Below are 19,874 nucleotides of genomic sequence, written 5' to 3'. Positions count from 1 at the left end.
ATCACTGAGGAGCAACACCCCATGGCAAAACTCGAAGGCAAAGTCGCACTGGTCACCGGTTCCGGTCGTGGCATCGGTCAACAGATCGCCCTGAAACTGGCGAGCGAAGGCGCGCGCATCGTGATCAACGACCTGGACGCCGATCCGGCCCACGAGACCGCTGAAATGATCCGCAAGCTGGGTGGCGAAGCCGCCGTCTGCCACGGCAACGTCAGCGCCCCGGACTTCGGCGACCGCTACGTCAAGACCGCGATGGACAACTTCGGCGCCATCGACATCATCGTCAACAACGCCGGCTACACCTGGGACGACGTGATCCAGAAGATGAGCGACGAGCAGTGGTACGCCATTCTCGACTGCCACATGACCGCGCCGTTCCGCATCCTGCGGGCGGCCTACCCGATCATCAAGGCCCAGGCCCAGGCCGATGCGGCGGCAGAGCGCGAGGTGTTCCGCAAAGTGGTGAACATTTCTTCGGTGTCGGCCCTCAACGGCAACGCCGGGCAGATGAACTACTCCTCGGCCAAGGCCGGCGTCATCGGCATGACCCGTGCGCTGGCGCGCGAATGGGGTCGTTTCAAGGTCAACGTCAATGCCGTGGCTTTCGGTTTCATCGAAACCCGCATGACCAAGGCCGACGCCCATGCCGGCGCCACGGTGAACATCGAAGGTCGTGACATCCGTGTCGGGATCAGCCCGGAAGCCGCCAAGTCGTTCGCCCAACGCAACCCGCTGGGTCGTCCGGGCACCGTGCAGGAAGCGGCGGACGCGGTGTACCTGTTCTGCTCGCCGGAGTCGAACTACATCACGGCGCAGACCATCGCTGTCGCTGGCAATCTGCAATAAGCGAAACCGTAGGAGCGAGCTTGTGGTGGGAGCGAGCCTGCTCGCGATGGACGTCAACGATAACGCGCTTCATCTGATTGACTGGCGTTGTCGGGGCATTTTTCGCGAGCAGGCTCGCTCCCACAACAGCTCCATCGCCACACAATCCGTGTTTGAGTTTTGATGACCGCAGGATCACTCCCATGAACATGACTGAAAGCAACATCCGCCTGGCCGCCATCAAACTGATCTCGCGCAACGGCTTCGGCTCGATGAGCCTGCGCCAGCTCGCCACTGAAGCAGGCATCAACGCCTCGACGCTGTACCTCTACTACAAAGGCAAAAACGAACTGCTGCTGGAGCTGATTCTCGAGTATTTCCAAGGTGTGTCTCGGGAGTGGGCACGGCGTCGCCCCAAAAAATCCGCGACCGCCGATACCAAACTGCTCGCCTTCATCGCCTGCCACGTGCGTTATCACCTGGAACACCAGGACGAGGCCATGCTCGGCAACCTGGAGTTCAGAAGCCTCGCCGAAGAGGATCTGGAGCAGGTCCGCCAAGTCCGGCGCCAGTACCTGAGCGCCCTGCAGGAACTGCTCGAGCAAGGGGTCAAGGAAGGTTCGCTGAGCTGCGCCGAACCCAAACTGATGGCCCGCACCCTGTTCAACATGCTCACCCATGCCTGCGTCTGGTACCAGGCCGATGGTCGCTGGAGCATCGATGCCGTCATCCGCCATTACTCGGAACTGGTGTTGAAAATGCTCGGCGCCGCGCCTGTTCTGTCGCCCGGGATACCTGTCCCACGAGCCCTGATCACCCGCCGTCCGATGCCCGCGGAGGTACGTCCATGAGCGATCCCATGCAGCCGTTTTCCATGGCCGGCAAGACCGTCCTGGTGGCCGATGCCAGCACCCGACTGGGCGCGCATTTCGCCCGTCTGATCAGCCACGCCGGAGCCCGTGTAGCCCTCGGCGGCCAGCACCCTTCGCAGTTGGAGCAACTGGCGGCCGACCTGCATTGGGAAGGTGGCGAAGTCATGGTCGTCAGCCTCGACAGCGCCCGCAGACCGAGCATAGAAGCCGCACTGGACACCGTGCAGCAACGATTCGGCAGCGTCGATGTGCTGATCAACAACAGCGCCGAGCGCGAGCATGTTGCCCTGAACAATCACATCGTCCACTGCACCAGCCTGCACATGATACGGGCCGAACGCGGTGGCAGCATCGTCAACATCGACCCGCCGCCGCGCCCCATCAGCGAGCCGAACCCGTGCCTGCGCGCCAATAGCAGCCTGATCCGCATGAGCCGCGCCATGGCCCAGTCGCTGACGCCGCACCGCATTCGCGTCAACGTCATCGCGGCCGGTCGAGGCAAGGACGCCGTCCTGCAAGAACTCAACGGCCCCTTGTTACTGCTGGCCAGCGGTGCCGGCGCCAGCGTCACCGGCGCGGTGCTGCATATCGACGGCCACGCCACCTGATACGGGTGGCGTGTTGTTTCTGGCACCCCTTGAATATCGGAACCTGTCGCCCTGCGCGACGCCCGTCAACAAGGAGCCAGTCAGATGACTCGCATAAAAAAGTGGCTGCCGAAACTCGCCCTGGTGGCGACAACGGTCATGGCAATGGCGGCGAATGCCGCTGACAAACCCAACATTCTGGTAATTTTCGGCGATGACATCGGCCAGACCAACATCAGCGCCTATTCCATGGGCGTGGTCGGCTACAAGACGCCGAACATCGACCGCATCGCCCACGAAGGCATGCTGTTCACCGACTACTACGCGGAGAACAGTTGCACCGCCGGGCGCTCGTCGTTCATCACCGGCCAGTCACCGCTGCGCACCGGCCTGACCAAGGTGGGCGTGCCGGGCGCACCGATCGGCCTGCAAAAACGTGACATCACCATCGCCCAGGCGCTCAAGTCCCAGGGCTACGCCACCGGCCAGTTCGGCAAGAATCACCTGGGCGACAAGGACGAATTCCTGCCGACCAACCACGGTTTCGACGAGTTCTTCGGCAATCTCTATCACCTCAACGCCGAAGAGGAACCCGAGCGCCCTTACTGGCCCAAGGATGACCCGGACTTCGTCAAGTCCAGGACGCCGCGCGGCGTGATCCACAGCTACGCCGACGGCAAGATCGAAGACACCGGCGCGCTGACCGCCAAGCGCATGGAAACCATCGACGATGAAACTACCGCTGCGGCGCAAGCGTTCATCGAAAAGCAGGCCAAGGCGGACAAACCGTTCTTCGTCTGGATGAACACCACGCGCATGCATCTGTTCACCCATGTACGCGACTCGATGAAGGGCCAGAGCGGCATGCCCGGCAACGATTACGCCGATGGCATGCTGGAGCACGACGGCGACGTCGGCAAACTGCTGAAGACCCTCGACGACCTGAAAATCGCCGACAACACCATCGTCGTCTACACCACCGACAACGGCCCGAACCAGTTCTCCTGGCCGGACGCAGCGACCACGCCGTTCCGTAACGAGAAGAACTCCAACTGGGAAGGCGCCTACCGCGTGCCGGCGATCATCCGCTGGCCGGGTAAGATCAAGCCGGGCGAAGTGTCCAACGAGATGTTCTCGGGCATGGACTGGTTCCCGACCTTGCTGGCAGCCGCGGGCGAAACCGACGTGAAGGAAAAGCTGCTCAAGGGGTGGGCACCGACCTCGGGTGGCAACAGCTTCAAAGTGCACCTGGACGGCTACAACCAGTTGCCGTACCTGACCGGTCAACAGCCTAAAGGCGAGCGCCGCGAGTTCTACTACTTCAACGACGACGGCGTGCTGGTTTCCATGCGCTTCGACAACTGGAAAGTGGTCTTCGCCGAACAGCGCGAACCCGGTGGCTTTGCGGTGTGGAGCAGCCCGTTCGTGCCACTGCGTGTGCCGAAGCTGTTCAACCTGCGCATGGACCCGTATGAGCGGGCTGACCTGGTCTCGGATCAGTACAACGACTGGCTGGTGAAAAACTCCTACCTGATGGCCGCGGGTGTGGCCAAGGCGGCGCGCTTCCTGCAGACCTTCATCGAGTACCCACCGAGCCAGAAGCCTGCCAGTTTCAGCGTTGACCAGATTCGCGCGGCAGTCGATGCGAAAATCGAAGAGAAGCTGAAAAACCAGGCCAAACCCTAGGCGTATCGAGACCGCCTGAATGCCAACGGCCAACCCGCCCAGGTGAAATTAAGCTTGGGCTAAGGTTGCTTGTTTAGTCTTCGAGGCTTTCAGGTAGTCGAGCATTTCGAAGATGGCCCGTGTCGATACAAGCGCCAAACCGCCGTTCAGCATCGTGTTGGTGAACTACAAAACCCTCGATCTGACCAGGATCTGCCTGGACCTTTTGCGTGAGCCTGCACGCAAAGCCGGCATACCCGTCTGGGTGGTGGACAACGATTCGGCGGACGCCAGCGTCGAGTATCTGCGCTCACTGGACTGGATCAACCTGATCGAACGCGATGCCCCCACCAAAGAGCCGGGCCATATCGCCCATGGCAAGGCACTGGACATGGCGCTGGCCAGGATCAATACCGACCATCTGTTCCTGATGCACACCGACACCTTCGTCTTCGATGCCAACATCTTTGCGCTGATGATGGAGCACTGCGCCAGGGACCAAAACGTCATCGCGGTCGGCTGCACCGAGCAACTCAATCGCGGGTTACCAAGGACTGTCTGGCGCTTCACCTCACGCTTCGCAAAGCACCATTTTCGCCGCCTGAAACTGTCCCTGGGCCTGCGCTCAAGAGAGCCGAAGCCCTACACCGAGACTTACCTGAAAAGCTTTTGCACCCTGTGGAATTGCAGGCTGATGAAGCAGCAGGGTCTGCATTTCCAGATCGATGACCGGGTGCCCGGTTATGAGCTGCAGGACCGCGCGATCGGCCTCGGCTACAAGGTGGTTTTTCTGTCCCCCGGCAAAATCTTCAAGTACCTGGACCATGTCCAGGCCGGCACCGTCGCCGCCGCGGGCACTTATGGCCAGGGCCATCGCCGCACCCGGATGTACGAAAACATCCTCAAGCGTTTCAATTCAGCGAATACCTCCGCGTCCTGACGCGGGCCCAAAAAAGGTTCTCCACGCATTCCCGGGAAACTGTAGGAGCCAGCCTGCTGGCGATGGCCTCAAGCGCGCCGCGTTTATCCAGCTCACACGCGTAATCGTTAACGACCATCGCTGGCAAGCCAGCTCCCACAAAAGACCATGCCCACGCTGAAAATGGCGTGACCTCCAAACCAACGAAAGCCAAAAAAAAAACCCACTGACCGTCGCCGGTTCAGTGGGCTTTTTTTGATCCGGCGTCTAGTTACAGAGCCATATCACTCGCAGCACTAGCCTTCGGTGCCTTCGCATCCGTGTCGACAGTCACTGGCTTCACAGCCGGTGCAATCACCGCTGGTGGCGGAGTCAGTTCCAGCACCTTGGCGGTGTAGGCCCACTCTTGAGCAACCTTCTCGGGGTTGTTGTTCAGCTGGGTGCCGTAGCTCGGCACGATCTGGTGCAGTTTTGCCTGCCACTCAGGGCTCGCGACCTTGTCCTTGAACACTTTCTGCAGCACGGTCAGCATGATCGGTGCGGCGGTCGATGCGCCTGGGGAGGCGCCCAGCAGGCCGGCGATGCTGCCGTCTTGCGAAGCGACGATTTCGGTGCCCAGTTTCAGCACGCCACCGGCGGCTTCGTCACGCTTGATGATCTGCACGCGCTGGCCGGCTTGCCACAGGCGCCAGTCTTCAGCCTTGGCGTTCGGGAAGTATTCCTTCAGGGCGTTGAGGCGGTCTTCGTCAGACAGCATCAGCTGGCCGGCGAGGTACTCGACCAGCGGGTATTCCTTGATGCCGACCTTGGTCATTGGCCACACGTTGTGGGTGGTCGTGGTGGTCAGCAGGTCCAGGTAGGAGCCTTCCTTGAGGAACTTGGTGCTGAAGGTCGCGAACGGGCCAAACAGGATCACGCGCTTGCCGTCCAGCACGCGGGTGTCCAGGTGCGGAACCGACATCGGCGGTGCGCCCACCGAAGCCTTGCCGTAGGCCTTGGCCAGGTGTTGTTCGGCGATGGTCGGGTTCTCGGTCACCAGGAACGAGCCGCCTACCGGGAAGCCTGCGTATTCCCGGGCCTCAGGAATGCCGGACTTCTGCAGCAGGTGCAGGGCACCGCCGCCGGCGCCGATGAACACGAACTTGGCGTCGGTTTCGGTCTTGCTGCCGTCTTTGAGGTTCTTGTAGCTGACGCGCCAGCTGCCGTCTTCGTTGCGGGTGATGTCCTGCACTTCGCTGGACAGCTTCAAGTCGAACTTCGGCGTGGTTTGCAGGTGTGCAACGAACTGACGCGTGATTTCACCGAAGTTCACGTCAGTACCCAGCGGGCTCCAGGTGGCCGCGACCTTCTGGCTCGGGTCACGCCCTTCCATCATCAGCGGCACCCACTGCTTGATCACAGCCGGGTCTTCGGAGTACTGCATGCCGGCGAACAGCGGGCTCGCCTGCAGGGCGTCGTAGCGTTTTTTCAGGAACTTGATGTTGTCATCGCCCCACACGAAGCTCATGTGCGGCGTGGAATTGATGAACGAACGCGGGTTCTTCAGCACGCCTTGCTGAACCTGCCAGGCCCAGAACTGACGGGAGATCTGGAAGGCTTCGTTGATTTCAACGGCCTTCGGGATCGAGACCTTGCCGTTCTCGTCTTCCGGGGTGTAGTTCAGCTCGGCCAGGGCGGAGTGACCGGTACCGGCGTTGTTCCAGCCGTTGGAGCTTTCCTGGGCGACGCCGTCGAGGCGCTCGATCATTTCCATCGAAGTGCCAGGTTCCAGCTCGTTGAGCCAGACACCCAGGGTCGCGCTCATGATGCCGCCGCCAATGAGCAGTACGTCGACTTTCTTGGCTTCTTCAGCCTGGGCTGTCGTCATCCCCAACGACAAGGCCAGCCCCAGCAGGGCTGTGTTCACTTTCTTAAACATCTGTAGCACCTATGATAAAACGCCATCCACCCCTCCATCCTCATGCGCACAGCCCCGTGTTTCACGGCAGTCACGGATGCGGCACTCAAGGATTGCAGGGTGGGCACACAAGGCCGATGAACCGCATCGACCCCAGTTTTTTGTCCCTTCTGAACTGACTTTTTATCTTTATTGGCTTCAGCTACTTGAGCGACAGTGATTCGTTCGCCCGTCGCGAGGACAGGTAAACAGAATAGGTCAAACCAAGTTGTTGCGAAGAATATCACGACAAGGCTAACCCGCGCGTCTGTTCGCGACTGCGTGGTCCGGCATCAAAAGATCGCAGCCTTCGGCAGCTCCTACAGGGATCTTTGCCTGTCCGCGATATCTGACCACTGTAGGAGCTGCCGAAGGCTGCGATCTTTTGCTCTTCGGGAGGGGAACTATACTCACTGGGCTTTTTCCGCTGAGGCTTGAGGTGTTGTCATGAGCGATAAAGACGATCTGCGCAAATATTCATCCCAAGTGATCGACGGCGTCGAAGCCGCGCCCGCCCGGGCCATGCTGCGGGCCGTGGGCTTTACCGATGCAGACTTCAAAAAGCCGCAGATCGGCATCGCGTCCACCTGGGCCATGGTCACGCCCTGCAACATGCACATCGACAAGCTGGCGCTCGAGGCCGAAAAAGGCGCGAATGCTGCGGGCGCCAAGGGCGTGATCTTCAACACCATCACTATTTCCGACGGCATCGCCAATGGCACCGAAGGCATGAAGTATTCGCTGGTATCGCGCGAGGTGATTGCCGACTCCATTGAAGTGGTCACCGGTTGCGAGGGTTTCGACGGCCTGGTGACCATCGGCGGCTGCGACAAGAACATGCCGGGCTGCCTGATCGGCATGGCGCGGCTCAATCGCCCATCGATTTTTGTCTATGGCGGCACCATCCAGCCGGGGGCCGGGCATACCGACATCATTTCCGTGTTCGAGGCCGTGGGCCAGCACGCGCGGGGCGACATCAGCGAGATCCAGGTCAAGCAGATCGAGGAAGTGGCGATTCCCGGTCCCGGCTCCTGTGGCGGCATGTACACCGCCAACACCATGGCCTCGGCCATCGAGGCGCTGGGCATGAGCCTGCCCGGGTCCAGCTCCCAGGACGCCATTGGCGGCGACAAGGCCTCGGACAGTTTCCGCGCCGGCCAACAGGTGATGGAGCTGCTCAAGCTCGACCTCAAGCCCCGGGACATCATGACCCGCAAAGCCTTCGAGAATGCGATACGCGTGGTGATCGCCCTCGCCGGCTCGACCAACGCCGTGCTGCATCTGCTGGCCATGGCCAACGCGGTGGATGTCGAGCTGACCCTGGATGACTTCGTCGAGCTGGGCAAGATCTCCCCGGTGGTCGCCGACCTGCGCCCCAGCGGCAAGTACATGATGAGCGAACTGGTAGCCATCGGCGGCATTCAACCGCTGATGAAGCGCATGCTCGATGCCGGCATGCTGCACGGCGATGTGCTGACCGTCACCGGCCAGACCCTGGCGCAAAACCTCGCCGGCGTGCCCGACTACCCGGCCGGCCAGGACGTGATCCGGCCGTTCGACCAGCCGATCAAGAAGGACTCGCACCTGGTCATCCTGCGCGGCAACCTCTCGCCCACCGGCGCCGTGGCCAAGATCACCGGCAAGGAAGGCCTGCGCTTCGAAGGCACGGCGCGGGTCTATCACGGCGAGGAGGGTGCGCTGGCCGGCATTCTCAATGGCGAAGTGCAGCCCGGCGAAGTGATCGTGATCCGTTACGAAGGGCCCAAGGGCGGGCCGGGCATGCGCGAAATGCTCTCGCCGACCTCGGCGGTCATGGGCAAGGGCCTGGGCAAGGAGGTGGCGCTGATCACCGACGGGCGTTTTTCCGGGGGCTCCCACGGTTTCGTGGTCGGTCACATCACGCCGGAAGCCTTTGAAGGCGGGCCGATTGCGCTGGTCGAGAATGGCGACAGGATCATCATCGATGCGCAAACCCGGCAGATTACCGTTGATGTGTCCGATGCCGTGCTGGCCGAGCGCAAGTCGCGCTGGGTGCGGCCGCCATCCAAATACACGCGCGGGGTGTTGGCCAAGTATGCGAAGACCGTGTCCAGTGCTTCGGAGGGGGCAGTGACGGATAAGTATCTTTAGGCCATTGGTCCAGCGTTGTCTGGACTATTGCCATCGCGAGCAAGCTCGCTCCCACAGAGGATCTCCTTATGACGAAGATCCCTTGTGGGAGCGAGCTTGCTCGCGATGGCGTCCTGTCAGGAAACCTCTACCTCAAAGCCTGAACCGATCCACCGACTGCGACAACTGCCCCGCCAGGCTCGACAACTCATCCGTGGTCGAAGCCGTCTGCCCGATCACCTTGCTGTTGCCTTCGGACATGCCGGCAATCATCTCCACCTGATGGGCGATCTCGTTGCTGGCCAGGCTTTGCTCGCCGATGCAGCGTGGCGTCGAGGATCTCGCGGATGGCACTCTCGAAGAGGTTATCGACGGGGCCGCGCAGCCATTGAAGCCTATCCCCACAGATTGTGTTTTTTGCGACATGCAGCCGTCGCCGGTTGCTTTTGCAGCATGCCGCGCAGGGACACCAGCAACAGACTGGCAAACGCACCGGCGACCGCGATGGCCATGTCCTTTTGCGAATCCCACGGATCGTTTTGCGCGCCGACGAAAGCCTTCGCCGTGTCATTGCCCAGGAAGGTACCGCCGATCCACTCCACCAGTTCGTATACGGCGGAGGTCGACAGCATGATGTTCAGGGTCACGAAAAACAGCCAGAACCCGCGCAGCGGCGTCAGTCGCCACAGGACTTCGCGCACGGGATAAGCCAGCAGCAGCCCGTAGCTCAGATGCACCAGCCGGTCGTAGTGATTGCGGTGAACACCTGCCGCCTGGTCGAAACTGAAGCCCAACCACGCCGAAGACCAACGATCGTAAGGCACCAGGGAATAGGTGTAATGGGCGCCCAGTTCATGCACGCACAGAAAGGCAAACACCAGGGTGACGGACATTGTCGACAAACGAAACCGCCGAGAAACCGCGACCAAGGTTCCCACCAGCAACAGCACCAGCATGTTTTCCAGCGCCCAATCCACCCGGCTGCGGGGAGAAAAACCCGACACCACGACTATCACCACAAACACCATGAGCAACGTCAGGTCGTGCCGTATACGTTGGTTCGGCTGCATGGCTGGAATACCTCGAAGTCAGGACATCGCCCTTTTAACTTCGAGGCAAGGTCGCCGGGCAAGTTCGCTTTCTCCCTCCAGCGCATGATAAGTTGTACGATGACTGATGAATGCTCCTCCAGTCCTAGCGTATTCCCTACAACAACAAGGAAACACTCATGAAAAAAGCAAAAGTGCTGATTGGTTTTCTGTGCCTGTTCACCGGCTACGTCACCGCCACCCCGGCTGCCTCGGACAAGGACGTGGCCCAGGCCGTCGACCACCTGACCCAGGCCATGCTGCACAAGGACATCCCGGAACTGAACGCATTGACCGCCGAGAACCTGACCTACGGGCATTCCAGCGGCAAGATCCAGGACAAGCAGACCTTCATCGCCGACATCGAAACCGGCAAAAGCGCGTTCAAGACCCTTGAGATGCAGAACCAGACCATCACCGTCTCCGGCGATGTCGCGCTGGTCCGTCACCATTTCTCGGCGCAAGCGCTCAAAGGCACCGAAGTGGTGCCCACTGAAATAGAGAACTTCCAGATCTGGCAAAAGCAGGACGGTAAATGGCTGTTGGTGGGACGGCAGGCGTTCAAGTTCTGATATTCGCGTAAGAAGCTGCACCGCTGGACCTGTGGGAGCGGGCTTGCTCGCGAAGGCGGAGTCTCAGACACCCATGATGTCGACTGACATGCCGCTTTCGCGAGCAAGCCCGCTCCCACAAGGGGCTTTATGTCGTACCCGGAATTTGTGCACAGCAACATTCAACTGTGGGAGCGGGCTTGCCCGCGAAAGCGCTGGGTCAGTCAACACTTGTGCAAGCTGACACTCCGCCTTCGCGAGCAAGTTCGCTCCCACAGGGGATTTGCGGTGGTCAGCTGCCCTTCCACTCCCGCGGGCTCAGCCCGGTCTTGCGCCGGAACGCCCGGGCCAACGCCGAGGGGCTTTCGTAGCCGACTTCCTCGGCAATCAGCGCTATCGGCCGGCCCTCGCGCAGGCGTTTCTGCGCCAGGCTGATGCGCCAGCTCACCAGGTAATCCACCGGCGTCTGCCCGACAACCCGGCGAAAGTGTTCGGCGAAACTGGCCCGCGACATGTTGGCGGCGACCGAGAGTTCGGCCACGCTCCAGGCCTTGGCCGGGCTTTGATGCATAAGGCTCAGGGGCCGTGCCAGGCGCGCATCGGCAAGGCCGGCCATCATGCCCGGTTGCTGGCCCGTGGTGCTCAGGATGTGCCGCAGCAACAGAATCACCAGCAGCTCGAACAGGCGATCCATCACCGCTTCACGCCCGCAGGTACCGTCGAACGCCTCGTTGAACAGCCATTCCAGGGTCCCGGCCAGGGTCGGGATTTCATCGAGCTTGAGCACCAGGTAATCCGGCAGGGCCGCCGCCAGGGCATTGCCCGCACCGCCGTCGAAATCCAGGGTCGCGCACACCAGTTGCGTGCCGGATGCTTCAGACGCAAACAGACGATGTCGATAGGGCCGGGGGAAAAAGATCAGACTCGGCTCGGTCAGTTGCAGGTCCGGCTGGTCGCCCATTTTGAGCAGCAACTCGCCCGCCTGGAGCAGGTGCAAATGACCGCTGGCCTGTTGGCCGTCGTAGGCGACGGTGCCGCAGAACATACCGCTATGGAAAGTACCGGCATTGACGCCGAAATGGGTGAGCAACGTGGACAAGCGATCCATGACAAGGCTCCCGCAGGCAGTTCTGGACGATCTGTCGCATATCCTCGACGATTTGCATCCAATACACCAGACCTTCTCCCTAACATGAGCTCCGTACCCAGCGCATTCCGCGCCTCACACCACGGAGTATCACCATGACCCGCATTGCCCCGATCAGCCTGGAACACGCCACCGATGCCACCCGTCCGCTGCTGGAAGGCGTGCAGAAGAAAATCGGTTTTCTGCCCAACGTCTTCAAAGTCCTGGCCCACGCACCGGCCGTGCTGGCCTCATACCTGCAAAACTCGGCCGCACTGGGCAAGACGTCCCTGAGCGCCACGGAAAAGGAAGCGGTGTTCCTCGCCACTTCGCAAGTCAACGGCTGCGACTACTGCCTGGCCGCTCACACACTGTTTGCCGGCAAGGCCGGGCTGTCGAAGCAGGAGATCCTCAGCGCACGACACGGCGAGCTCAACGCCATTGCCACCCTCGCCCGCCAGGTCACCGAAAGCCGTGGGCACCTGAGCGTCGAGCAGATCGCCGCTGCCCGTAATGCCGGTATCGACGACGGCAAGATCATCGAAGTGATCGCCCATGTGGCTTCGCAAACGTTGACCAACTACCTGAACAACGCAGCCCTGACCGACATCGACTTCCCGGCCATCGACGCCTGAACCCATCTAGCGTAAATCCTGTCTGAAACATTCTGTCGGAGCGAACCGAAACCTGTGGGAGCGAGCTTGCTCGCGATCGCGGTGGTCCATTCAACATCAATGTCGTCTGGCCTGACGCTATCGCGAGCAAGCTCGCTCCCACAGTGATTTTGCTCAAGCGACAGATGTGCGCATGACGTAGCGATCAGGTATTGGTTTTCAGCTTGGTCCACAAGCGGGTGCTGAGGCGGGCGATGGCCGCGGGCAAGTCCTCGACGGTGAACAGCTTGTCCATCACGGTTTTCGGTGGGTAGATCGCCAGGTCCTGCTTCACCGCCGGGTCGACGAAGGCATCCGCCGCGCTGTTGGGGTTGGCGTAGTGGATGCTGTTGCTGATGTTGGCAATCACCTTCGGCTCCAGCAGGTAGTTCATGTAGGCGTAGCCGTTCTTCTCGTGTGGCGCGCTCTTGGGCATGACCACCATGTCCAGCCACAGGGTGGAGCCCTCGTCCGGGATCGAGTAGGCAATATCGATTCCGTTCTTCGCTTCCTTGGCGCTGGCGGCCGCCTGCACGATGTCGCCGTTGAAACCGATCACCACGCAGACGTTACCGTTGGCCAGGTCGCTGATGTACTTGGACGCGTGGAAATACTGGACGTAAGGCCGAATCTTTAGCAGTGCCTGCTCGGCTTTCTTGTAGTCGGCCGGTTCATGGCTATGTGGCGGCAGCCCCAGGTAGTTGAGGGTGATCGGCAGGATCTGCGTCGGGTTGTCGATGATCGCCACGCCGCACTCGCTGAGTTTCTTGATGTTGTTCTCGTCGAAGAACAGCTTCCAGGAATGGGTGACGTCGGTATTGCCGAAGATCGCCTTGATTTTCTCGACGTTGTAGCCGATGCCCGCCGTGCCCCACATGTAAGGGAAGCCGTACTGGTTGCCCGGGTCGTTGACCTCAAGCTTCTTCATCAGCGCCGGGTCGAGGTTTTTCCAGTTGGGCAACTGGCTCCTGTCGAGTTTCTGGATCGCGCCGGCCTTGATCAGGCGCGACAGGAAGTGGTTCGACGGGCTGACCACGTCATAACCGGTATTGCCAGTCATCAGTTTCGATTCCAGCACTTCATTGCTGTCGTGGATGTCGTAGGTCGCCTTGATCCCGGTTGCCTTGGTGAAGTCGGGCAAGGTGTCGTCGGCGATGTAACCGTTCCAGTTGGAAATATTGACCGTTTCGTCGGCGCAGGCGACAGCGGAAAAGGTCGAGATCAGGGCCACAAGGGAAAGCGTATTGACGCGCATGTTGAATCACCTTCGATGGGAAGTGCTGTTGTTCTTGTTGTGAAGTTCGTGTTGTTCAGACTTCGCTTCTGGCCCGGACCGTTTCCACACGCATACGCAGCATGGCACCGATGTCGAGCAACGGCTTGGGCGGCAGCCAGCCGGGTTGTGCCCGCGAGATGACCGATTGCAGCAGCGGTGAATCACCGCCCGAGGCCCACTCCGCGAGCAAGCGCCCCCACAATGTGCCCCGCGCCACGCCGGAACCGTTGCACCCGGCCACGGCGAACACGCCCTCCTCGACCTTGGTAAAGTACGGTTGTCCGGAGCGCGAAGCGCTGAGATGACCGGTCCAGGTGTATTCGATGTCCTGCTCGCCGAGCATCGGGAAACGTCGTTGCAACCCCAGCACGTGGTGTTGGCGACGAGTCGACAGCTCGCTCAATGACAAATCCCGGGAGCGGTATTCCGCCGTGTTGCGGATCATCACCCGGCGATCCGGCGTCAGGCGCACCGTGGCGCCCAATGGCCGGGTCGACAGCACACCCCAGGAAGCTGGCGCCCCCAGGGCTTGAAACTCTTGGTCGCTGAGGGGCCGCGTGAGGCTGGCGCTGAGCTCCATCGCGAAGGTGCCGCTGTCGTCTATCCCAGAACGAGGAATGAAGGCGTTCAGGCAGACCAACACCTGTTTGGCCTCAACGCAGCCGTCTTGGCCCCGGGCACGGATCCGGCCGTCGCCGAGGCGCTCAAGTCCTGCGATATCGCTGTTCTCATAGACCGTCACTGTCGGCAGCAAGGCATCGAGCAGGCCCTTCACGTACTTGGCCGGTTGCAGCAGCGCATTGCCATTGCCGCACCAGATTCCGGCACGGTAGTGGCGGGTGCCGAGTTTCTCGATCAGTTGCTCGCCTTGCAGGAACTGTGCGCTGGCGCCAACGGTCCGCAAGGTCTGCAACTTGGCCTCGACGTGGCTCAGCTTGCGTGGATCGCTGACGGCAAAGAAATAGCCCGATTCCCTGAGGTCGCATTCGATGCCCAGCCGGGCGATCTGCTTGCGCACTTCATCGGCGGCGGCGCGGCCGATCGCCGTATCCACTTGATAACCGGCGAACCCGGCGCTGCCCAACAGCTCGCCGGCGACGGGATGTTCGTGGGCCACCACAAACCCGGAATTACGCGCCGATGCCCCCTGCGCAGCCCGCTGGCGGTCGACGACCACAATGCGTGCCTGGGGGTGCATGTGCGCCAGGGCGTGCGCCGCACTGAGGCCGGTAATGCCGGCGCCGATCACCAGCCAGTCGGCGTGCTGCGTGCCTTTGAGCGGGTCGCGCAACGGAGAACTCCCCGCTTGCGCAATCCAGCCACAGATATTTTCCATGCGTCACCTCAGGTTCTTGTTCTGCGAACCGTCTCGATCAGCGCTTTATGCAAGATTCGCATAATTGGTTTTCGTGAACGGCGTCAATGACTAGAATCTAAAGGCTGATAACCCGGACAACCAACGTTATTAAATCATCGAGGCATTCTGAAAACGCATGGATAAACTACGCCACGTGCCTTCGCTGCAGGGCTTGCAGGCCCTGGTCGAGGTCGCCGGGTCGGGCAGCTTCACCCAGGCGGCGCAAAAGCTCTGCCTGACCCAAAGCGCCGTGAGCCGACAGATCCAGCAACTGGAGAGCCACTTCGGTGTCGCGCTGTTCGTGCGCAGCAGCCGCAGCCTGCAACTGACCCCGGAAGGCGACCAGGTGCTGGCCAGCGCTCGCACCATCCTTGAACAATTGAGGTCGCTCGAAGACCGGCTCGCGCCAAAGCAACGCCCGTTCCGCATTCGCATGCACGTGTCACTGGCGGTGCGCTGGCTGCTGCCCAAACTGAGCGATTTCTACCGGCATCACCCGGACATCTCCCTGTCCATTGAAACCGTGGCCACGGAAGTCGTGGAACCTGCCAGTGACAGCGACGCCTACATTCTCTATCTGCCTGAACCAACCACGGCGCCCGATTGCCTGACGCTGTTCGAGGAAGCCCTGGTGCCGGTGTGCGCGCCTGGGCTGGGCAACCCGACCCGGCCATTGGCTTCGCTGGAAGATCTGTCGGGGTTCGCGTTGCTGCACCGCTCCTGCGATCAACATGACTGGCAGGTATGGCTGTCGGCCAATGGCGGCAAGGCGTTGCAGGACTATCGGCATATCCCCTTCAACCTCGACGAACTGGCACTCGATGCCGCCGCACGAGGGCTGGGGGTGGCGATGACTGACATGACGCTGGCTGGCGAGTCGATCCAGCGCGGTGAACTGGTGATTCCGTTTGGTGAGCCCTTGAAGACCCGGGGGATTTACTCGTTGTGCCTGCAACCTTCGGCAGCCTCACATCCGGCGTGCGCACCGGTCATGCAGTGGTTCACTGCACAGACCACTGCATGACCCTGTGGGAGCGGGTGTACGCAGTATTCGTGAACAACCAAAATACTGTGGGAGCGAGCCTGCTCGCGAAGGCGTCGGGTCAGTCAACTTATCTGTTGAATGACACACCGCTTTCGCGAGCAAGCCCGCTCCCACAGGGTTAGCGGGTGTACGCAGTATTCGTGGACAACCAAAATTACTGTGGGAGCGGGCTTGCCCGCGAAGGCGTCGGGTCAGGTGACCATTATTTCTCTGACACTCCGTCTTCGCGAGCAGGCTCGCTCCTACAGTCAATCATCCTCATGCAACTTGATCCCGCGTTTATGCAACACATAAGGCACCACCAGCACCAGCAGCGTCAGGGCGAGAAAGAACGCCGAGATCGGTTGCGTGACGAACACCGTCCAATCGCCCTCGCCGATGGACAAGGCGTTGCGCAGTTGTTTCTCGGCCATCGGCCCCAGCAGCATGCCGACGATCACCGGAGCGACGGGGAAGTCGAACCGCCGCATCAGCACCCCGCCCCAGCCAATCGCCAACATCAGCAGCAGGTCGAAGGATGAGTGGCGCATGCCATACACGCCGATGGTGGCGAATACCAGGATGCCGGCGTTCAGGTACGGCCTGGGGATCTGCAGCAGTTTGACCCACAGCCCCACCAGCGGCAGGTTCAACACCAGCAGGATGACGTTGCCGATGTACAGCGAGGCCACCAGCGTCCAGACCAGGTCGGCGGAGGTTTCGAACAGCATCGGCCCCGGTTGCAGGTTGTAGTTCTGGAACGCGGCCAGGAGGATCGCCGCGGTGGCGGACGTCGGGATGCCCAGGGTCAGCAACGGCACCAGGGATCCGGTCGCGCTGGCATTGTTGGCCGCTTCGGGACCGGCGACACCTTCGATGGCGCCCTCGCCCTTGTTGGCGGAAAACTCCTTGGGGTACTTGCTGAGCTTGCGCTCGGTGGAATAGGACAGAAAGGTCGGAATCTCCGCGCCGCCGGCCGGAATCGAACCAAACGGAAAGCCGATCAGCGTGCCGCGAAACCAGGCAGGCACCGAACGTTTCCAGTCGGCGCGGCTCATCCATAACGAGGTCAGGCGATGCCGCCCTTCGTTCGATGGCGTTTGATAGAGCAAGCTGTACAAGGCCTCGCCCACCGCAAACAAACCGACCGCCACCAGTACCACCTCGATACCGTCCACCAGTTCGGGAACGCCCAGGGTGTAGCGGGCAATGCCCGAGGTCGAGTCCAGGCCGATCAAACCGATGGTCAGCCCGACGCCCAGCGAAGCAAACCCTCGCAGCATCGAGGCGCCGAGCACCGCCGACACGGTGGTGAACGACAGCACCAGGATCGCGAAATATTCGGTCGGACCGAAATTCAGCGCCAGCCTGGCCACAACCGGCGCAAACAGCGTCAGCAGAACCGTGGCGATGGTGCCCGCGACGAAGGAGCCTATCGCCGCCGTTGCCAACGCAGGGCCGGCGCGGCCGTTGCGGGCCATCTGGTTGCCCTCCAGGGCCGTGACCATGGAAGACGATTCACCCGGGGTGTTGAGCAGGATCGAGGTGGTGGAACCGCCGAACTGCGCACCGTAGTAAATACCGGCGAACATGATCAGTGCGCCTGTGGGGTCGACCTTGGCGGTGATCGGCAACAGCAGGGCCACCGTCAGCGCCGGACCGATCCCCGGCAGCACGCCGATGGCGGTGCCGAGCAGGCAGCCGATGAACCCCCACATCAGGTTGATCGGGGTCAGTGCCGAGGAAAACCCCATCGCCAGGCTTGAAAGAATGTCCACGGTGTCTATCTCCTTTCAAAGCCAGATGTTGATCAGCGACGGCAGGGAAACCCCCAGCCCGGCGTTAAACAGCCAGTAGATCGGCAGGGTCAGGGCAATACCGATGGCCAGGTCCCGCAGCGGATGACGGCTGCCAAAACCCCGCGCCGAACAGGCGAACAACAACCCGGCGGCCAGCACAAAACCGATGAGGTTGATCAGCAGCGCCACCCCGACAAGCCCGGCGGTCACCCAGGCGGCGCCGGTTTTTCCTCCGGGCACCGTGCCCGTGTCGTCGTTATCCAGCTCGCGAAAACCGCCGCTGAGCGCTTGATAGCTCAGCAACAGACCCACAGCGCCGAGAAACGCCGCCACGATATAGGGGTAAACGTAGGCCGGGAGGATGACGAAACCCATTTCGGGAGGAAACCGGTAGGCACCCAACGCCAACATGACGCTGATGGCGATCAGGCCGATGCCGACCGCCAATTGCGTCGGCACCACTGCGCGCAGTGTGGCCATCTCAAAGCAGCCCGACCTTGACCAGCATGGCGCGCAACCGCACGTGTTCTTCCTCGACGAATTTGCCGAACTCATCGCCGGTCAACACGCTGGGCGTCCAGGCGTTGGCCTGGATATTGTCCTGCCAGACCTTGCTGTTGGTAGCGGCCACCACAGCGTCGATCACCTCTTTGCGCTGCTGCGGGGTAAGGCCCGCCGCACCGTAAACGCCGCGCCAGTTGCCGATCGTCACGTCATAGCCGCTCTCCTTGAGGGTCGGTGCGTCAATGCCGGGAACACGCTCCGGCGCGCCGATGGCCAGGACACGGAACTGACCGCTCTTGATGTACTGGCCCAGTTCGGCGAAACCGCCGGTGATTACCTTGAGCTGGCCGCCCAGCGCCTGGGCAACCACCTCGCCACCGCCACCAAACGCCACGTAGTTCACCTTGTTGACCGGCACGTCCAGCTTGCCCGCCAGCTCGGCAATGCCGATGTGATCCACCGAGCCCTTGGAGCCGCCGCCCCAGGTGATGCTCGTCGGCTTGTCCTTGAAGGCTTTGATCAGGTCATCGAGGGTCTTGTATTCCGATTCCTTGCGCACGGCGATCACGTTGTACTCGGTGAATAACCGGGCAATGGGCGTCACATCCTTCAGGCTGATCTGCGGTTTGTTCTGTTCGATGCCCGCGACCATGATCGCCCCGACCACCAGCAACGCATTCGGATCGCCCTTGGTGCTGTTGGCAAATTGCGCCAACCCCAGGGTCCCGCCCGCCCCACCCTTGTTCTCGAAGGTCACGGCCTTGGCCGTATTGGCTTCGACCATGGCCTTGCCCAGCACACGGGCGGTCTGGTCATAACCACCGCCCACCGAGCCCGGGGCCATGAATTTCACGGTATCGAGGGCGAAGGCCGGTGCGACAAGCACGGCAGCGGTCAAACCGGCGGCCATGCAGCGACTGAAACGACGGATCAAAGCGGACATGGGCATCTCCTGATTGCGTTGTTTTTATAGGTGCCGCTTGCCCATCGAGGTGTTCGAAGAGCATGGGCCTGCAAACAAGCTTAGGCCATGGATCCGCGGGTTGCTGCGCCCCCCTGTGGGAGCGAGCTTGCTCGCGATGGTCGTTAACGAATACACGGGGCATCTGTATAAACGCGGTGCCTTTGCGTCCATCGCGAGCAAGCTCGCTCCCACAGGGGATTGCGGTGTTGCAGGGGCGTTTCATTACAACTTTGTAATCGAGTTGTTGGTCAGCTGTCCGGATCACACCGTTAGCCTGAACTCACTGCCAGGCCAACCACCGGCAGCCACCTCAACCCTGAAAAGAGAGATTCGTCATGAAACTGTTGATCGCCGGCTTTGCCGCCCTGCTCGCCACCGGTTCGGCGTTTGCCGCCACCCAGTCCACCTCGCCAATCATCCACGACCAGGACGGCTTCTATGTCCCGGTGGAAGTGGCCAAAGTGCTGTCCATGACCGACCTCAACGGCAAGTGCGGCATCGTGCCCGCGCAGTTCAACTACCTCGACCACCAGGGCCGCGAGCATCAACTGAACTATCAGGTTCAGGGTGTGAACTGCCTTGGCGAGAACTGAGCGGATGCCTGCCATCACCGCCGACC

General features: G+C 61.3%; 18 protein-coding genes and 1 pseudogene. 10 read left to right on the top strand and 9 right to left on the bottom strand.

Annotated features, from left to right (window positions below; all coding sequences use genetic code 11):
• The first annotated feature begins 21 nt into the window (after positions 1 to 21).
• From KSS91_RS11270 to KSS91_RS11250, 5 genes are all read left to right on the top strand, one after another.
• Positions 22 to 846, top strand: coding sequence for an SDR family NAD(P)-dependent oxidoreductase (locus KSS91_RS11270; protein ID WP_007974186.1), 825 nt, complete (start codon positions 22 to 24; stop codon positions 844 to 846).
• Positions 847 to 1,028: 182 nt separating this feature from the next.
• Complete coding sequence (locus KSS91_RS11265; protein ID WP_217837959.1) at positions 1,029 to 1,676, top strand: TetR/AcrR family transcriptional regulator; 648 nt, start codon at positions 1,029 to 1,031, stop codon at positions 1,674 to 1,676.
• Positions 1,673 to 2,305: an SDR family NAD(P)-dependent oxidoreductase gene (locus tag KSS91_RS11260; protein WP_217837958.1), complete on the top strand. Its 633-nt coding sequence runs from the start codon at positions 1,673 to 1,675 to the stop codon at positions 2,303 to 2,305. Before KSS91_RS11265 ends, KSS91_RS11260 begins: the two co-directional genes overlap by 4 nt.
• An 84-nt stretch (positions 2,306 to 2,389) precedes the next feature.
• A complete protein-coding gene (locus KSS91_RS11255) occupies positions 2,390 to 3,970 on the top strand; it encodes an arylsulfatase (RefSeq protein WP_217837957.1) in 1,581 nt (526 codons plus the stop codon).
• A 112-nt stretch (positions 3,971 to 4,082) separates the two neighbouring features.
• Positions 4,083 to 4,889, top strand: coding sequence for a glycosyltransferase family 2 protein (locus KSS91_RS11250; RefSeq protein ID WP_217837956.1), 807 nt, complete (start codon positions 4,083 to 4,085; stop codon positions 4,887 to 4,889).
• A gap of 250 nt (positions 4,890 to 5,139) precedes the next feature.
• Here the strand turns inward: KSS91_RS11250 and mqo are convergent, their stop codons facing one another.
• Entirely contained in the window at positions 5,140 to 6,786 is a 1,647-nt protein-coding gene (mqo, locus tag KSS91_RS11245) for a malate dehydrogenase (quinone) (RefSeq protein WP_217837955.1), read from the bottom strand.
• 465 nt (positions 6,787 to 7,251) lie between these two features.
• Here mqo and ilvD point away from each other — a divergent pair, with 465 nt between their 5' ends.
• Complete coding sequence (gene ilvD, locus KSS91_RS11240; protein ID WP_217837954.1) at positions 7,252 to 8,934, top strand: dihydroxy-acid dehydratase; 1,683 nt, start codon at positions 7,252 to 7,254, stop codon at positions 8,932 to 8,934.
• Positions 8,935 to 9,066: 132 nt separating this feature from the next.
• Here the strand turns inward: ilvD and KSS91_RS11235 are convergent.
• A pseudogene (locus KSS91_RS11235) lies at positions 9,067 to 9,240 on the bottom strand (methyl-accepting chemotaxis protein); the annotation flags it as partial.
• Between the two features lie 68 nt (positions 9,241 to 9,308).
• On the bottom strand, positions 9,309 to 9,983 hold the full coding sequence (locus KSS91_RS11230) for a DUF2238 domain-containing protein (protein WP_217837953.1): 675 nt from the start codon (positions 9,981 to 9,983) through the stop codon (positions 9,309 to 9,311).
• A gap of 158 nt (positions 9,984 to 10,141) precedes the next feature.
• Between KSS91_RS11230 and KSS91_RS11225 the strand changes: the two genes are divergently transcribed.
• Entirely contained in the window at positions 10,142 to 10,573 is a 432-nt protein-coding gene (locus KSS91_RS11225; protein WP_217837952.1) for a nuclear transport factor 2 family protein, read from the top strand.
• Between the two features lie 271 nt (positions 10,574 to 10,844).
• Here the strand turns inward: KSS91_RS11225 and KSS91_RS11220 are convergent, their stop codons facing one another.
• Positions 10,845 to 11,660: an AraC family transcriptional regulator gene (locus tag KSS91_RS11220; RefSeq protein ID WP_217837951.1), complete on the bottom strand. Its 816-nt coding sequence runs from the start codon at positions 11,658 to 11,660 to the stop codon at positions 10,845 to 10,847.
• Positions 11,661 to 11,794: 134 nt separating this feature from the next.
• Between KSS91_RS11220 and KSS91_RS11215 the strand changes: the two genes are divergently transcribed.
• Positions 11,795 to 12,313, top strand: coding sequence for a carboxymuconolactone decarboxylase family protein (locus KSS91_RS11215; RefSeq protein WP_217837950.1), 519 nt, complete (start codon positions 11,795 to 11,797; stop codon positions 12,311 to 12,313).
• A 184-nt stretch (positions 12,314 to 12,497) separates the two neighbouring features.
• Here the strand turns inward: KSS91_RS11215 and KSS91_RS11210 are convergent, their stop codons facing one another.
• Positions 12,498 to 13,586, bottom strand: a complete 1,089-nt coding sequence (locus tag KSS91_RS11210) for a polyamine ABC transporter substrate-binding protein (RefSeq protein ID WP_217837949.1) — start codon at positions 13,584 to 13,586, stop codon at positions 12,498 to 12,500.
• A 55-nt stretch (positions 13,587 to 13,641) separates the two neighbouring features.
• Positions 13,642 to 14,943, bottom strand: a complete 1,302-nt coding sequence (locus tag KSS91_RS11205; protein ID WP_217837948.1) for an NAD(P)/FAD-dependent oxidoreductase — start codon at positions 14,941 to 14,943, stop codon at positions 13,642 to 13,644.
• Positions 14,944 to 15,100: 157 nt separating this feature from the next.
• Here KSS91_RS11205 and KSS91_RS11200 point away from each other — a divergent pair, with 157 nt between their 5' ends.
• Positions 15,101 to 15,988, top strand: coding sequence for a LysR substrate-binding domain-containing protein (locus KSS91_RS11200; protein WP_217837947.1), 888 nt, complete (start codon positions 15,101 to 15,103; stop codon positions 15,986 to 15,988).
• Between the two features lie 269 nt (positions 15,989 to 16,257).
• On the opposite strand, the gene KSS91_RS11195 is transcribed toward KSS91_RS11200, so the two are convergent.
• The 3 genes from KSS91_RS11195 to KSS91_RS11185 are packed head-to-tail and all read right to left on the bottom strand — an operon-like array spanning position 16,258 to position 19,234.
• Entirely contained in the window at positions 16,258 to 17,766 is a 1,509-nt protein-coding gene (locus KSS91_RS11195) for a tripartite tricarboxylate transporter permease (RefSeq protein ID WP_095967237.1), read from the bottom strand.
• Positions 17,767 to 17,781: 15 nt separating this feature from the next.
• The gene (locus KSS91_RS11190) at positions 17,782 to 18,267 is read right to left on the bottom strand and encodes a tripartite tricarboxylate transporter TctB family protein (RefSeq protein ID WP_015094605.1); all 486 of its coding nucleotides are present in this window, start codon (positions 18,265 to 18,267) and stop codon (positions 17,782 to 17,784) included.
• A 1-nt stretch (position 18,268) separates the two neighbouring features.
• A complete protein-coding gene (locus tag KSS91_RS11185) occupies positions 18,269 to 19,234 on the bottom strand; it encodes a Bug family tripartite tricarboxylate transporter substrate binding protein (RefSeq protein WP_015094604.1) in 966 nt (321 codons plus the stop codon).
• 356 nt (positions 19,235 to 19,590) lie between these two features.
• Between KSS91_RS11185 and KSS91_RS11180 the strand changes: the two genes are divergently transcribed.
• Positions 19,591 to 19,848: a DUF2790 domain-containing protein gene (locus KSS91_RS11180; protein WP_126045370.1), complete on the top strand. Its 258-nt coding sequence runs from the start codon at positions 19,591 to 19,593 to the stop codon at positions 19,846 to 19,848.
• Positions 19,849 to 19,874: the final 26 nt, after the last annotated feature.

This window comes from Pseudomonas azerbaijanorientalis, assembly GCF_019139795.1.
In the GTDB taxonomy this organism is placed as follows: domain Bacteria; phylum Pseudomonadota; class Gammaproteobacteria; order Pseudomonadales; family Pseudomonadaceae; genus Aquipseudomonas; species Aquipseudomonas laurylsulfatiphila.
The sequence above is the reverse complement of the archived record's forward strand: the minus strand, read 5'-3'. Positions and strand labels throughout refer to the sequence as shown.

Excerpts from the sequence above, each read along its gene's own strand:
- KSS91_RS11270 (WP_007974186.1), top strand. The coding sequence starts at position 22 with ATGGCAAAACTCGAAGGCAAAGTCGCACTGGTCACCGGTTCCGGTCGT.
- KSS91_RS11265 (WP_217837959.1), top strand. The coding sequence starts at position 1,029 with ATGAACATGACTGAAAGCAACATCCGCCTGGCCGCCATCAAACTGATC.
- KSS91_RS11260 (WP_217837958.1), top strand. The coding sequence starts at position 1,673 with ATGAGCGATCCCATGCAGCCGTTTTCCATGGCCGGCAAGACCGTCCTG.
- KSS91_RS11255 (WP_217837957.1), top strand. The coding sequence starts at position 2,390 with ATGACTCGCATAAAAAAGTGGCTGCCGAAACTCGCCCTGGTGGCGACA.
- KSS91_RS11250 (WP_217837956.1), top strand. The coding sequence starts at position 4,083 with ATGGCCCGTGTCGATACAAGCGCCAAACCGCCGTTCAGCATCGTGTTG.
- mqo (WP_217837955.1), bottom strand. The coding sequence starts at position 6,786 with ATGTTTAAGAAAGTGAACACAGCCCTGCTGGGGCTGGCCTTGTCGTTG.
- ilvD (WP_217837954.1), top strand. The coding sequence starts at position 7,252 with ATGAGCGATAAAGACGATCTGCGCAAATATTCATCCCAAGTGATCGAC.
- KSS91_RS11230 (WP_217837953.1), bottom strand. The coding sequence starts at position 9,983 with ATGCAGCCGAACCAACGTATACGGCACGACCTGACGTTGCTCATGGTG.
- KSS91_RS11225 (WP_217837952.1), top strand. The coding sequence starts at position 10,142 with ATGAAAAAAGCAAAAGTGCTGATTGGTTTTCTGTGCCTGTTCACCGGC.
- KSS91_RS11220 (WP_217837951.1), bottom strand. The coding sequence starts at position 11,660 with ATGGATCGCTTGTCCACGTTGCTCACCCATTTCGGCGTCAATGCCGGT.
- KSS91_RS11215 (WP_217837950.1), top strand. The coding sequence starts at position 11,795 with ATGACCCGCATTGCCCCGATCAGCCTGGAACACGCCACCGATGCCACC.
- KSS91_RS11210 (WP_217837949.1), bottom strand. The coding sequence starts at position 13,586 with ATGCGCGTCAATACGCTTTCCCTTGTGGCCCTGATCTCGACCTTTTCC.
- KSS91_RS11205 (WP_217837948.1), bottom strand. The coding sequence starts at position 14,943 with ATGGAAAATATCTGTGGCTGGATTGCGCAAGCGGGGAGTTCTCCGTTG.
- KSS91_RS11200 (WP_217837947.1), top strand. The coding sequence starts at position 15,101 with ATGGATAAACTACGCCACGTGCCTTCGCTGCAGGGCTTGCAGGCCCTG.
- KSS91_RS11190 (WP_015094605.1), bottom strand. The coding sequence starts at position 18,267 with ATGGCCACACTGCGCGCAGTGGTGCCGACGCAATTGGCGGTCGGCATC.
- KSS91_RS11185 (WP_015094604.1), bottom strand. The coding sequence starts at position 19,234 with ATGTCCGCTTTGATCCGTCGTTTCAGTCGCTGCATGGCCGCCGGTTTG.
- KSS91_RS11180 (WP_126045370.1), top strand. The coding sequence starts at position 19,591 with ATGAAACTGTTGATCGCCGGCTTTGCCGCCCTGCTCGCCACCGGTTCG.